Annotated in this window: 14 protein-coding genes; 9 read left to right on the forward strand and 5 right to left on the reverse strand. The window is 39.9% G+C overall.

Annotated features, from left to right (window positions below):
* Nucleotides 1–63 precede the first annotated feature (63 nt).
* Entirely contained in the window at nt 64–1,059 is a 996-nt protein-coding gene (locus tag Q1A31_RS12700) for a hypothetical protein (RefSeq protein WP_299877076.1), read from the reverse strand.
* Between the two features lie 222 nt (nt 1,060–1,281).
* Entirely contained in the window at nt 1,282–4,731 is a 3,450-nt protein-coding gene (locus Q1A31_RS12705) for an acyl-[ACP]--phospholipid O-acyltransferase (protein WP_299877079.1), read from the reverse strand.
* Between the two features lie 315 nt (nt 4,732–5,046).
* On the opposite strand from Q1A31_RS12705, the gene Q1A31_RS12710 reads away from it, so the two are divergent.
* The 9 genes from Q1A31_RS12710 to kdsB all read left to right on the forward strand — a co-directional run bounded on the left by Q1A31_RS12710 (nt 5,047) and on the right by kdsB (nt 13,395).
* Nucleotides 5,047–5,259, forward strand: a complete 213-nt coding sequence (locus Q1A31_RS12710; RefSeq protein WP_299877081.1) for a hypothetical protein — start codon at nt 5,047–5,049, stop codon at nt 5,257–5,259.
* A gap of 177 nt (nt 5,260–5,436) precedes the next feature.
* Nucleotides 5,437–6,822, forward strand: coding sequence for an oxygen-independent coproporphyrinogen III oxidase (hemN, locus tag Q1A31_RS12715; protein WP_299877084.1), 1,386 nt, complete (start codon nt 5,437–5,439; stop codon nt 6,820–6,822).
* Nucleotides 6,823–6,973: 151 nt separating this feature from the next.
* Complete coding sequence (locus Q1A31_RS12720; protein ID WP_299877087.1) at nt 6,974–7,720, forward strand: helix-turn-helix domain-containing protein; 747 nt, start codon at nt 6,974–6,976, stop codon at nt 7,718–7,720.
* A gap of 376 nt (nt 7,721–8,096) precedes the next feature.
* Complete coding sequence (locus Q1A31_RS12725) at nt 8,097–8,783, forward strand: MotA/TolQ/ExbB proton channel family protein (protein WP_299877090.1); 687 nt, start codon at nt 8,097–8,099, stop codon at nt 8,781–8,783.
* Complete coding sequence (locus Q1A31_RS12730; RefSeq protein WP_299877093.1) at nt 8,780–9,208, forward strand: biopolymer transporter ExbD; 429 nt, start codon at nt 8,780–8,782, stop codon at nt 9,206–9,208. The genes Q1A31_RS12725 and Q1A31_RS12730 overlap by 4 nt, the downstream gene beginning before the upstream one ends.
* 213 nt (nt 9,209–9,421) lie before the next feature.
* Nucleotides 9,422–11,200: a lipid A export permease/ATP-binding protein MsbA gene (msbA, locus tag Q1A31_RS12735; RefSeq protein WP_299877096.1), complete on the forward strand. Its 1,779-nt coding sequence runs from the start codon at nt 9,422–9,424 to the stop codon at nt 11,198–11,200.
* A gap of 31 nt (nt 11,201–11,231) precedes the next feature.
* The gene (gene lpxK, locus Q1A31_RS12740) at nt 11,232–12,293 is read left to right on the forward strand and encodes a tetraacyldisaccharide 4'-kinase (RefSeq protein ID WP_299877099.1); all 1,062 of its coding nucleotides are present in this window, start codon (nt 11,232–11,234) and stop codon (nt 12,291–12,293) included.
* A gap of 143 nt (nt 12,294–12,436) precedes the next feature.
* Nucleotides 12,437–12,622, forward strand: a complete 186-nt coding sequence (locus Q1A31_RS12745) for a Trm112 family protein (protein ID WP_131905577.1) — start codon at nt 12,437–12,439, stop codon at nt 12,620–12,622.
* 14 nt (nt 12,623–12,636) lie between these two features.
* Entirely contained in the window at nt 12,637–13,395 is a 759-nt protein-coding gene (kdsB, locus tag Q1A31_RS12750) for a 3-deoxy-manno-octulosonate cytidylyltransferase (protein WP_299877105.1), read from the forward strand.
* 42 nt (nt 13,396–13,437) lie between these two features.
* Here kdsB and Q1A31_RS12755 read toward each other — a convergent pair whose 3' ends face one another.
* From Q1A31_RS12755 to Q1A31_RS12765, 3 genes are all read right to left on the reverse strand, one after another.
* Complete coding sequence (locus Q1A31_RS12755; protein WP_299877108.1) at nt 13,438–13,749, reverse strand: protease inhibitor I42 family protein; 312 nt, start codon at nt 13,747–13,749, stop codon at nt 13,438–13,440.
* A 24-nt stretch (nt 13,750–13,773) separates the two neighbouring features.
* Complete coding sequence (locus Q1A31_RS12760; protein WP_299877111.1) at nt 13,774–13,944, reverse strand: hypothetical protein; 171 nt, start codon at nt 13,942–13,944, stop codon at nt 13,774–13,776.
* Nucleotides 13,945–14,062: 118 nt separating this feature from the next.
* Nucleotides 14,063–14,545 carry a GNAT family N-acetyltransferase gene (locus Q1A31_RS12765; protein WP_299877114.1) on the reverse strand — a complete coding sequence of 161 codons (483 nt, stop codon included), beginning with the start codon at nt 14,543–14,545 and terminating at the stop codon, nt 14,063–14,065.
* Nucleotides 14,546–14,691: the final 146 nt, after the last annotated feature.

Consider the following 14,691-nt stretch of genomic DNA (forward strand, 5'->3'; position numbering starts at 1 on the left):
TTAAAGAGCATAAGTGAAATGAAAAACTCACTAAAAGTACGGGGGTGACTTAACATACGGTTGTTAAGTAAAATTCATCGTCACCCACAAGAAGGAACATCCCGTTAACGCCAGCATCGGTCCATCATTGGTATGCGGGCTAAATGCTTCAGCGACGGTCATAATGATCGGCAAGAAGATCAATGAAATGATTAACTGAGTGCTGGTGAATAAATCGCTATACATCAGTAATACCACGATTGAAATGATATACACCATGGCGCTGCCTTCGAGGCTTCGTTGAAAATCGCCGTTCCAGAATTTACCGTTGTACCACAATGATCGCGTGCGGTACTTATGGCGCCCAAATCGAATCCCGATCGGTTCTGCCAAACCATCCCCAAATTCGTTAATCAGGTTAGGAATCATAATGATGATGGATGCCTTGCCGAAGATGATGATGAAAGGTAAATAAACAATGAATCTAAGGATATCTTCAAGCATGTCATAGCGCAGTGTATAAGGTCTATCTTCAATTCGATCCCAGGATACAAACGCATAGGCCAATATAGGAACTTTTCGCCTAATAACATTCCATTCGGTAAAGATGGTTTTGAGTTGATCCATAAAAAACAACATACAGATAATATGTACTGCATCTTTACCCTCAATAACGAAGAATAGGGTAATGACATATATCTTTAATTTTCGCCAGGGTCTTATTGCCAACTTTCTAATATAGTTGATCTTTATTTTAAAGCGATGGATGCTCCATGAAAAAACCACTTTTCCCAATAATTCAATGAATACTGCAAAAATAAAAGCGAAATAAATATTGGGGTTTATTTCTGGAAGGATGCCCTTAGCTTCCAGTCCCAACAGTGTGGCAATGCCAATTCCGTAAACGAGTAAAGAAAAATAGACAAATGTGTTTTCCCCTCCCCAATCATATTTTTTATTTTTTAAGCCGTAAGGGTCAGCAAATAAAGTTTTAAAGTAAATGTCACGAGATTCGTGAGCTGACATTGTTGCTGATTTTAAGCTGCGCATGTTTGCTAGCATCGTGCTGATTTTTTCCATTCATCCTCCATGATGTTGAAAAACTCAGTTTAAGACTAGCAATATTTCACGCTAATATCTTACATGTTATGCAATATGGTTAAAATTTAAGCACAAGCAAATAAAAGTCCTAAATAAAAAAGGCCTAAAACCAGGGGGGTGTGAATGTACAGGAAGGCTATGCAGGGTGACTGTTAAAAGTGATTACATTCAAGCAGATATAATAGCTCTCCATTGGCGAAGTTATAGCTCTCCTAATGCTACTTTTTTAGAGGTGGCGAAATCAGTCTTGCCACTACCTAATTTAGGTACGGCATTGACATTGATAAAGGCAGAAGGAATCATCAACGGATTCATGTCGGCATCAATCAACGCTTTTTTAAGCTCTCTACTCGACATTTCATTAACAATTAATAGTGTTACTTTCTCGCCTTTTTTATCATCAGGTAAATTAACAGCAACTAACTCAAGCTCTGGGTCACCGAGTGCGGTTCTGATTTTCTCTTCTACCGCGGAAAGGCTGACCATTTCACCGCCAAGTTTTGCAAACCTCGAATAACGATCGACGATGGTACAGAATCCATCTGAATCTAGATGACCTTTGTCTCCACTTTTGTACCAACGATGATTATCCATCTCTACAATAACGTCATCCGTTTTATCTGCTTGATTGAGATAGCCTTTCATCACCTGCGGCCCTCCAATCAAAATTAAACCATCTTCACCCGTCGCAAGTTCCTCAAGAGTGTCTGGGTCAACAATGCGAAAACTTGTCCCAGGTAAAGGCATACCTACTGTTCCTTGCTTATTACCTAGTTGTGGCTTCCAGTAATTGGTATCCAGTTCATCCGGGATATTCACCGCAGCAACTGGGGATGTTTCAGTGGCGCCATAACCTTCTAACAGTTGTTTGTTAAATTTAAGGGTAAAAGCATCACGAGTATCCGGGTTTAATCGCTCGGCACCTGCAATTACTAAACGCAAAGGTCTGAGCATTAGCGGGTGCACCTTTTTATTCATGCTGTATAAGCGTAAGAAGGTCGATGTGCCAAAGAGCAAGGTAGCTTGATGTGTGGCAACACCTTTAGCGATAGTGACAACATCAGTAGGGTCGGGATGACAAATTATCGGAATGCCTTCTGATAAAGGCATAAAGGTTGTCGCTAATAGGCCGAATGCATGAAAAGTGGGAAGCGTAGACATAACGATATCGTTTTCACGAGTATTCAATACATCTGCCACCTGGCGTGAATTTGCCGCCAGATTTAAGTGGCTTAATTCCACACCCTTGGGAACACCTTCACTGCCACTCGAAAATAATATCGCTGCGGTATTTTCCAATTTGATTGGTTTAATAAACATCCATTGAAGAATTTTGGTTGGTAGCAGCATCACAGAGATCAAAGTGAATAACATTCTTGCTTTGGATAATTCTGCTTTAAACTCTTCTAAATAGATCAGTTTCGTTTCTGGCAGTATCTCTTTGATTTTTATGCCACGTTGTTCCAGTTTATGAAGGAATTTTTTCGAAGTGTAAACAGTTTGAATGTCCGCACTTTTTATTGCCCCTTGAATAGCTTCTGGACTAGCGGTGAAGTTTAGATTAACCGCTGTTTTGCCAGCCGATAAAACTGCCATATTTGTGATGGCACCGCCAACACTTGCTGGTACTAAAATACCAATATTTTGTTCAGGGCTCTTCTTTTTAATCAAGCTAGAAAAAGCGAATACACCCGTAATAAATTTATGATGACTAACAGGGTCTCCGGTAATATCGGTAGCCGCCATTTGAAAGCTCATGCGCTTCGCTGTTTTTAACCAGGACACAGGAATAGGGTCGAGTGTTTTGGAATATTTTTGCCAGGAAGTAAAAGATAAGTCGAAAACTCGACGCTTTAACTGGTCCGGAGTGGTATCTGCAGGTAACGGTTTACCAAAGGCGACGATCACATCCCGTTTAAAACCTGATTGGCGGGAATCTTTCAGGAATCCGCTTGAGCGGGAGAAACGACTGCCCCAGAGTCCATGCAGGTAGAAGGGCACGATTCTCGCTTTAGTGCCCTCAATAGCGCGTTGATAACCACGTTTGAATTCAGAAAGCTGACCCGTACGACTAATCGTTCCTTCAGGGAAAAGACAGACTGCTTTACCATCTTTGAGTAATTGTTTTATTTTATCGATAGAACCCGAACTGTCGCCACTATTAATCGGAATCGCGCCAAACATTTTTAGTACGCCTGTAAGGTACCAGCGTTCATAATAACCACGCTCAATCACAAAATTAAGCTGTCGCGGACTGGCTATTTGAACCAATGCCCAATCAACAAAACTGATGTGGTTACCCAGCAGCAACATGCCACCAGAATGGGGTAAATTCTCAAACCCGATAACTTTCATGCGATAGCGTGCTGCAAATATTCTGGCAACGATAAAGCGCAATAAGGACTCTGGTATTTTAAAGATGGCATAAAGAGTCCCTAGAAAAGCAATCAGTGCCAGACCCCAGAGTATTCCGGTGCTTCCAAATTTGTAGTAACTAAGAATCGTGGTTGTAGCCAGAAATAACAACATCACACTGAACTGGATGAGGTTGTTAGTGGCTAACATTCTACCTAATTGATTATTTTGTGCGTGATACTGTAATAGTGCATTGAGTGGAACAACAATAAAGCCGCCCATAACCCCAAGGAACATAAAGTTTAAGGCTTGTAACACACTCGAATCAAACGCTCTAATGAGGATTAAAGAGATGGTGATGCCAATCGCACCTACAGGCACTAAACCCGTTTCGATATGATCTCTTGATACTCTGCCAGCGATTAAAGAACCAACCATCACACCGATACCGGCAAATGCCATCAAGCCTTGGACAACCGCAGTATTGGTAATACCCAAGAATTCTTTAGCGTAAGCAGGGTAAGTGGCTAAAACAACTTGTGAAATTGCCCAAAAGATTGAAAGTCCTAAGATCGATAACCAGATATAAGGATGGCGTTTTGCTAAGCGGATATTTCTCGCTTGAGTTCTGCCGTGAAAATAATCATCCCAACGAAAAGACATTTTGCTATTGGTTTCATTGGTTTTTGGTAATCGGTAGGCTAAGACTAATTCAATCGAGGTTAAAGCAACCAGCACCCAGCCAAGCGGTGCCATCATTTGAATCAGGGAATCTTTATCGGTAATTTCAAAGCCAGCAATTATATTTTCGAATAGGATCGAGAAGAAAAATGTTCCCAATAAAATACCAGTAGTGGTAACTGCTTGTAGTAGTCCATTTGCCTGAGCTAATCGTCGACTGCCCACCAGGCCTTTCACATAACCATATTTAGCAGGCGAGTAGAACGCGCTTTGCATGGCGAGCATAAAGGTCATGGCAAATGCTACCCAAAACCAGCCTTGATAATAACTAAAGGTTATTAGTAGCGTTATCCCTAAAGCGACCCAGGCACTGACTCGCATTACGGAGTTCTTTGCATATTTGTCGGAGATATAACCTGTCGGCGTGAAGAGTAGAATAAACGGCAATAAAATCAGTGCATTAACAATAGAAGTTAAAACGATTAATTCTGGACCATCGTAGTTTTTAAAGATGGTGTTCTGGATGATTATTTTATGTCCTAGATCTACAAATGCATTCAAAAAAGCAACTGCTAAAAATGTAAATAATCCGGTAACTTTCAGGGCATTCTTCATGCCTTGTCTCCTAGGGTCATGCTTTTTTCCTATTTTGGTATTTATTATTAATATTTTATTTTTATGTCATTAAATTATGCGAATCAGTTTAGCATGAGAAAGTGTCACTGATACCAGTCTAATAACTTCCTATAAGAAAGTATTAAAAAGAGTAACGAAAGGTCTAAATTTTTAATGCTAATTGCTGTTTTACGTCATTTATCATGCTCTTGGAAATGACATTTGGAAACAATAGACATGAGCTAGATCAAGGTCATTAACAGCAGAAATAGTAAAATGAAGCTAATTAAAGTGCTTTTTTGAGGAGCGGTTTAAATGAAAGAGAATGATATAAAGTTAATCGTTAAGATTTTAATGTTTATTGGTTTTTTATTAATTGTGATTGGCGTAGGTTTAATATTTTTTACCAATATGCAAATTACCATTACTGGCGTATTAGTCATTACCAGTATTCTCGGTATCGGTATATTCATTGCCATACCATCAAAAATTTATCTGACTATTCAGGCATTAAAAAAGAATGCCTAAAGTATCTTTGTATTAACTAGAGCATTAACTGGTTTAACAGCTAGTACAATTAAAAAAGCATCTGTTAAATAGGCAGTTACAAGTTATTTTAAAAACATGATACAGATCAAAGTGAATAAGAATGATTAACGTTATTCTTTAGCCCATATTTTAAAAAGTACATCTCAGAGTAATACTATGAAAATTGAATTCGATATCGAAAAAATCAAAAGCTATGACACAGCAGGCCCGCGATATACCTCATATCCTACTGCAGTAGCTTTTACACCATCGTTCACTGAAGTTGATTTTCGTAAACATGCCGAGCTTAGCAATACCGAGCAGGACAATGGTCCGATTTCGCTTTATTTTCATATTCCTTTCTGTGACACGGTTTGTTTTTATTGTGCCTGTAACAAGATAGCGACCAAAGATTATTCAAAAGCAGATACGTATCTTGAATATTTGTATCGAGAAATCGATATGCAAGCCAAGTTATATAATACCGATCGCGTCGTTGAGCAACTTCATTGGGGCGGAGGTACACCTACATTTCTGAATCATCAGCAAATTAAAGATTTAATGGCTTATACGCGTAAGTCTTTCAATCTACTAGATAACGATACTGGTGATTATTCAATTGAGATTGATCCACGCAGTGTTAGTGAAGAAACAATTAAAGTATTACGCGAAGTTGGTTTCAATCGTTTTAGTCTTGGCGTTCAAGATATTGATGATGAAGTACAAAAGGCCGTTAATAGAATTCAGCCTTTTCATCAAACTAAAGGAATTATCGAAGCGTGTAGAGCTAATAATGCTAAATCGATCAGTATTGATTTGATTTACGGCTTGCCTCTACAAACCATTGAAGGTTTTGCCAACACACTAAAACATATTATTGAGGTTTCTCCGGACAGAATTTCACTCTTTAACTATGCGCATATGCCACATTTATTCAAACCTCAGCGCCGCATAGACGAAGCGCAGTTACCAAAATCTGAAGATAAGTTGGAAATACTGCAACACAGTATCGAAACCTTAGTGAACGCTGGTTACAACTATATTGGTATGGATCATTTTGCAAAGCCTGAAGATGAATTATCAATCGCTCAGGAGCAGGGTCAGTTGCATCGGAATTTCCAGGGTTATACAACTCATGCTGAATGTGATTTAGTTGCAATGGGCGTAAGTGCTATTAGTAGCGTGTATTACAGTTATAGTCAGAATGAGAAAGCCTTAGAGAAATACTATCAGCGTATCGATAAAGGTGAGTTACCTATCATACGCGGCCTAAGCATGATCGACGACGATATCGTAAGACATAAAGTTATTCAGCAACTTAGTTGCCATTTCTCATTAAACTTCAAACAGATAGAAGAAGAATTTAATATCGACTTTAAAGATTATTTCAAATCAGAACTAAAAGAGCTGATCAAGTTTGAAGAAGACGAATTACTTACCATGGGTGCCAATCAAGTCAAGGTAACGCCCAGAGGACGTTTATTGATTCGCAATATCTGTATGGTATTTGATGTGTATTTAAAAGAACAAGTGAGCCAGCAGCGATTTTCTAAAGTTATCTAGTTTTTGTGGCTTTATTGCTTGGTTTCACAATTCTAAAATGATGTTTCTACCTATTAATAGGTATGTTAGGGTTGTTTATGAATAAAGCAGATTAAGATTTTTTAGCAGGTAAATCTTGCTAAACACGCAAAAAACTCATAATCTTTCGGCTATGAAGCCACCAATAAATATTATCGCGGAAAAAACCATTAAGTGCGAAGCATGCAGTTTAAGCCAAATTTGCATTCCTAATGGTCTGACCGATTCAGAGATCGAAGAATTAGAAACGTCGATTGATAAATCTATCAAAGTTAAAAAGAAAGCTTTGGTTTTTCGATCTAATGAAAAAGCCAATGGAATTTACGCGGTCAAATCGGGTGCAGTCAAAACCTCAATTGCGAATAAAGATGGATTAGAACAGGTTGTCGAATTTCACTTACCCGGCGATTTGCTTGGTTTCGATGCTTTTGATACTGGCGAACATAAATGTAACGCAACGGCCTTAGAAGATACTTTACTCTGCAGAATTAGTTTGGAAGAGTTCGATGGCTTATGCGATCGTTTATCTGGGGTGCGTAAAGTCATGTTCCATCAAGTGGGCAAAGAAATTACTCACAATCAGAACCTGCTTCTATCTTTAGGTCAGCAACAAACGGATGAGCGTTTCGCCGTATTCTTATTAAAAGTTGCAGCCCATTACCAGTCACGAGGCTTTTCAAGCAAAGAATTTACCTTGCCAATGCCACGACAGGATTTATCCAACTACCTTGGTATGGCTGTAGAAACTCTAAGCCGAATCATTACGCGTATGTCCGAGAGTGGTATCCTGGAAACCAATCGCCGTATGATCACTATCAAAGATTTGGCTAAATTAGAAAAAATTGCACACGTTACGTGCAGTACTGATCATCTTTCTTAAATAACTTTAATCCAAGAAACAACTGACTCAGTGTCTTTTCCACTGAGTCTATAATGGCTTGATACTATTTCTTTTCAGATAAACGCATCACTTTATAAACAAAGTAGCCCATTAAAATAATAATAAAAGCTAGTGTGAATACAGTCCAAAATCCCATTGGGGTAAATAGTAAGTCTTTCATCTCAATCACTCCTCAATATGTGTATCTTGTGAATGTGCTTATTATTAATAATCTCATAATTTGAAGTAATGACTTAAGTCATGAATTCGCATTTTGTTAAGCTTCAGTTTAGGTTATGTAAGTTATTGTCCCTGTGTGTTTTAATCAGAATAACGAACAAAAACAAAAAATTAATCGCTAAGGGGAATATTTAACATGGATACATTTGTACAAGCAGGAGGGTGGTTAATGATTCCTCTTGTTCTGAGTTCATTAGTGGCTATAGCCGTCATACTTGCTTTATTCATGACGCTTAAAAAGGACAAAGTTATTCCTGATGGTCTTGCTGATAAAGCACAGAAACTCGCAAAATCAGGCAAAATGACTCAAGGTCATATCGATCAGATTGAACATGGTTCATTACTGGGTGGAGTGCTAGCAACAGGTTTACAAAGCCTGGGTCAGCCACGTCATGTCATGAAAGAGAATATTGAAGAAGCTGGTCGTCACGCTATTCATAAAATGGATAAGTACATGACCACACTTGGCACAATTGCCGCAATCGCTCCTTTGTTAGGTTTACTTGGAACTGTTGTTGGTATGATTGTTGTGTTTAATGAAATGCTACAACAAGGCGGTGTAGGAAATCCTGCGGATCTTGCTGGCGGTATCTCACAAGCGTTGGTTACAACGGCATTTGGTATCACTATTGCTGTTCCTGCGTTGATTTTCCATCGTTACTTTCGCGGAAAGATAAATGATTACGCGATCGAAATGGAACAACAAGCGATCAGGTTACTTGAAGTCGTAAACGTTCAAAACCGTCGTGCTACAGATATGACACAAAAGCCTATACAAAGAAAAAGACCCGCTCAAGCGGTAAGTGCAGGTAGAGTAGCATGAACTTCCGCAAAAACATGAGCGATGACGTTGAGGTTAACTTAACGCCATTAATCGATGTGGTGTTTTTGTTGCTGATCTTCTTTATGGTAACCACCACATTCGATAAAGACGCTAAAATTAAAATCAATTTACCAACAACGACCAATGCTATGACTACTGCGTCTAAAGCGCCGATGGAAGTTATTATCGATGGTAGTGGCAAGTTTTTTGTTGATGGTAGAGAAGTGTTAAACAACAAGCCAGAAACGTTATTCAGAGCGATGACGCAAGCGCTGAATGAGCGTGGCGAGAAAACGCCTCCATTGGTTATCAGTGCTGATGCCAGCACCAACTATCAGGCAGTGGTGACCGCTATGGATATTGCTGGTCGATTAGGAATAACTAATTTCTCAATGGCAACATCTCAATCGCAACGAAAAAAATAATCTAACATTTTCTGATTATTGAAGTAATTAAAATACACCTCCCTACTTATGGGCATTTTTTCAAAAAAGTTGCACAAAAGTAGGGGGGGGGGGTATTTGTTTATGGCTTCCTAAATAACATCAAAATTTATCAATAACTAACGACAGCTATAGATTGTTCAAGGCGCTATTCTGCGTTAAAGTCTGCGCTCTCCTTCTGTATCCAGGTGCAATTTGTCAAAAACATCCATACTTACGCCACCAGCCCCTAACGAAAGCGGTTATGCCATTTATAAACGCCTCGCCGTGTATGCAATTAAACACTGGAAATACCTGATAGTTGCCATAGTCGGATTGGTACTGGGTGGATTAACGATCCCATTATTTGCGGTGTATATGCAGCCGCTGTTAGATGGAACGTTCATGGATAAAGACCCTGAAATTATCAAATGGGCACCGTTTGCATTGCTCCTGATTTTTTTGCTGCGGGGAATTTCTGGTTTTATGTCGAGCTATGCGATGGAATGGATTGGTCGTTCGGTGGTCAAAGAAATTCGTTCTGAATTATTTTCCAGGCTGCTTCGTTTACCCGTTTCATTCTACGATAAAAACAATTCTGGTCAGTTAGTTACACGACTTATCTATCATGTAGAGCAGGTGTCTATAGCTGCCACAAAGGGTCTGACCACCTTAGTACAAGACTCTGTGGTTGTGATTGGTTCGATTGCTGTAATGCTTTATTACAGCTGGCAACTCACCCTTATTATCTTCTTCGTTGGGCCGATTATTGCGGCTTTGATTTCATATATCTCTAAACGCTTTAGAAGACTCAGTGGGCAAATTCAAGAGCAGGTCAGTGAAGTCACTCAGATTAGTCATGAAGTGATTAATGCGAATCGTGAGATACGTATTTACGATGGACAAGATTACGAATCCAGGCGCTTTGAAGATGTAAATGAAAAGAACCATCGCTCCTATATGAAGCGTATCGTTACTGAAAAAACCAGCATGCCAATCGTACAATTTATTATGGCGATTGCACTATCGGTTGTGTTGTACACGGCAACGCATGGTGATTTATTAGAGTCATTTACACCTGGTCGCTTTATGGCGTTCTTGTCAGCCATGATCGCATTGTTTGATCCGGTTAAACGACTCACTCAAGTGAATGCGATATTACAAGGTGGTATCGCAGCCGGTGAAAGTATTTTCTCTTTACTCGATGAAAACACCGAGAAAAATACAGGCACACTTAAAGTTGATACAGTCAAAGGTGATTTTGAATTTAATCATGTGAATTTCGGTTATAACGAAGGCTCTGATTTAGTGTTAAATGACATTGATTTTTCCGTAAAATCCGGTGAAAAAATCGCCTTGGTTGGTCAGTCCGGAAGTGGTAAAACGACGCTGGTAAATCTACTGCCTCGCTTTTACGATTTAACCGAAAAAGATAAAGGTAATATCACTTTAGATGGTCATTCATTAAGCGAATTCTCGCTTGAAAATCTACGTAAACATTTTGCCTACGTCGGCCAAGACGTGACTATGTTTAACGATACCATTCGTAATAATATTGCCTATGGCCATATGCGAAACGCGAGCGATGAGCAAATCAGGGATGCAGCGGAAGCGGCTTTTGCGCTAGAGTTTATAGAAAAGCTACCCTTGGGTTTTGATACTGAAGTTGGCGAAAACGGTACCTTATTATCAGGCGGGCAAAAACAGCGTGTAGCGATCGCCAGAGCGATTTTGTCTGATGCGCCGATACTGATTCTTGATGAAGCCACATCAGCTTTAGACACGAAATCAGAACGCCATATACAGGCAGCACTAGAAACGCTGTTAGAAAATCGCACTACCTTTATGATTGCACATCGTTTGTCGACTATCGAAAAAGCCGATAAGATTCTGATGATGGAAGCAGGCAAGATTATAGAAACCGGCACGCATGATGAACTATTGGCGAAAAAGGGTGCTTACGCGAATTTGCATCAGCTGCAATTTTTGAAATAGAACTCAATAACTTCATTTCTAACAAATAGCAATGTCACAGCAAAGCCCAGATACAAGCCAAAACCAAACTACTAAACTGCAACAATGGTTAGAACGTGTTTGGTATAAAAATGGTAAAGGTCGTTTTTTGCTGATGCCGTTAAGCGCTTTGTATTGTGCAGCCAATGCCTATCAGAGAAAAACTCAACTCAAAGCACTCAGCCAAAATCCACCCATTATCAATGTGCCCATTATTGTCGTTGGCAATATCACCGTCGGCGGCACCGGTAAAACTCCCGTCACAGTGCATATCGTAAATCTGTTGAAAAAATCCGGATATAAACCTGCAATCATAACCCGTGGCTATGGTGGCAAAGCGCAAAGCTGGCCGCAAAAGGTAACAGCTGATAGTGATGCGGAACTGATAGGTGATGAAGCCGTGTTAATGGCCACTCGCACTGGGGTTCCTGTTTATGCGGGGGCCAATCGCCTGGAATCTATTCAAAGCATACAGGCAGACACAGATTGTGATGTCATCGTTTCAGATGACGGCATGCAACATTACAAAATGCCTCGAGATATTCAAATCGCAGTGGTTGATGGAGAAAGAGGGTTTGGTAACCAACACTGTATTCCGGCCGGTCCGCTAAGGGAGAAGCTCAGTCGTTTAGATAGCTGTGATTTACTGGTGTTAAACGGCGAAAATAAAACGCAGAATACACTTTTAAATCAATTCTATATGATGTCATTATCAGGTAATACACTGGTTAATCTAGCCACTGAAGCGCAGCTACCTTTAACTGAGTTTTCGCAGCAAAAAGTAGATGCCGTGACTGGCATTGGTAATCCGAAACGTTTTTACTCAACACTCGAAGATGCAGGTTTAGTGGTAAATCAGCATAGCTTTCCCGATCATTATGCATTTACAAAAAATGATCTATTATTTGCTAATGATTCCAAGGTTATAATGACCGAGAAAGATGCGGTAAAATGCAAAAATCTAGTAGGTGATCATAAGCATTTTTGGTACCTGCCGATTAGTGCGGTATTGCCTCAAGATTTTGATGATAAGTTACTTGTGCTCTTGTCGGCTAAGGGTTTCCTTAATAGCTAAAGGCTTCGTTAATTGCTAAAGACTTCATTAATAGCTAATGGCATCATTTTCGTTCAAGTGCTTTACAAAATATAAGATACTCAAAAAAAGCCTCCAAAGTAGGGGGGTGACTTTGAATAAAGATAAACAAATGGAACAATCTAATGGATAAAAAATTACTCGATATACTCGTTTGCCCAGTGACTAAAGGTCCGCTGATTTACGATAAGAAAAATAACGAGTTAATCTCACGATCTGCGCGACTAGCCTATCCGATTAAAGACGGAATTCCCGTGATGCTGGAAGAAGAAGCACGTGCGCTTACCGCTGAAGAAGTCGAAAGGAAATAAGGAAGCAAAAGCCAATGACAGCCAAAGTTTTAGTAATTCCAGCGCGTTATGCGTCTACTCGTCTTCCCGGAAAGCCACTTCGAGATTTAGCTGGTAAGCCGATGATTCAACACGTTTACGAACGTGCGCAAGAGGCGGCTGTCGAAGTAGGATTTGAAGCGATTATCGTCGCAACGGATGACGAGCGCATCAAAGACGCCTGCGAAAGTTTTGGTGCAGAAGTGTGCATGACTTCAAACGATCACGAAACAGGCAGTGATCGTTTGGCGGAAGTGGTTGCGCTGAAACAATGGGCTGATGATACCATCGTGGTGAATCTGCAAGGTGATGAGCCACTTACACCGATTACCAGCCTCAAGCAGGTTGCGACGAATCTCTCAAACAATACTGAATCAGCCATTGCAACGCTGTCTACGCCGATTCAGACAGAAGCTGAATACAATGACCCTAATGTTGTTAAAGTCGTCACAGATAAGCAAGGCTTGGCATTATATTTCAGTCGTTCACCCATTCCGATGCAGCGAGATGCTGGCATAGAAATCAGTCAGTTTGCGCAACGTCATATTGGTATTTATGCCTATCGCGCCAGCTACCTCAAAAGCTTTGCCTCTATGGAACCTTGTCAGATAGAAAATCTGGAGAAATTAGAACAGTTACGTGCCATGTGGCACGGCGCTCGTATTCATGTTGAAGTGGCTGAACAAGTCCCGGGACATGGAGTAGACACCGAAGACGATTTAAAAGCCGTTGAGAAAATTCTATTAGCCCAATAATTAGATAAATACATAGCTCAATATATCGCCCAGTAAATAGATTTACGCAGTAACAATAATTTCTATAATGCGTTCATGCTCTAATTTACCGCGAAAAATTCGCTGTGTAGTAATCGTAGTGCTCCCTGCTTTATTTGCTTTAAAAACATAGGTCCTATGCCCGCCGTCACCGCCGGGCTTTATGGGAATCGTAGCATTAGAATATTCAAAGTTAGACGTTACATAACTAATGATAGATTCATCATTGGTTATCGCTTTTGATTTAATACCCACAGAACCATGTTCTTTTAACGTAATCGTTACTCTTTCACCAAGAAATATATGGTTTGTTTCTTGTGGGTTGAGTTCAAGCATTGCTTTCAAGGCAAATTGACAAACCTAGTCTTTTTTATCGATGGTGATTTCAATATTTTTACAACTACCTGCAAACCACTTCTGAACATACAAAGAACCCACTATAGGAGGCGTTCCTTCTTCAGGAACTTCTTTGTAACGAATGCTATTTTTTGTTTCTTTCTCGTATTCAAACTTTACTACTTTTTTTGACATAAAAATTCCACCTTAGATTCTAAACTTGTTTAATACACATTCAATTCAACCGAATAATACTTAATTTGCTGAATAATAAAATCAAGATTTTTTGTTTGAGACGCTAAACGTTCCATACCTAACAATTAGCAAAATCTTCCAGCGTTTTGCCAGACAATCGATAACCAATCCACTCATCTTTTGGCTGTGCGCCAATCGATTGATAGAATTGAATGGCTGGCTCATTCCAGTCGAGTACGCTCCACTCAACTCGTTCGCAGTTTTTAGAAACCGCAATTTTTGCAAGGTGCTTCAGTAATGCTTTACCCGCACCCGCACCTCTGGCTTCAGGAGAGACGTATAAGTCTTCCAGATACAAACCGTGTTTACCCAGCCAGGTAGAATAATTAAAAAAGTAGACGGCAAAACCAACAGCTTCGCCATTTAACTGGCAGATAAGCGCTTTGGTTTTCGTTTCAGGGCCGAATAAAGATTCCTCGATATCATCCTGAGTGGCAATCACTTCATGCTCTGCTTTTTCATAGATAGCGAGTTCAGTGACAAACCTCAATATCAATGCAGCATCCTCAATGCTTGCGTCACGAATTTCAATAGCCGACATGTGCTTCTCCGAATGTTTTTATGATGACTGAGCCTACCAAGAAAGAACCTATCAAGAAAGAACTTGCCTCTCTTTGAAAACTTTAACAAGGCATCGATTGATAGGGTGAATGTACAATGTTTTTGCTGTGTATCTGTAGTGAACAA

It is taken from the genome of uncultured Cocleimonas sp. (assembly GCF_947495625.1).
In the GTDB taxonomy this organism is placed as follows: Bacteria; Pseudomonadota; Gammaproteobacteria; order Thiotrichales; family Thiotrichaceae; genus Cocleimonas.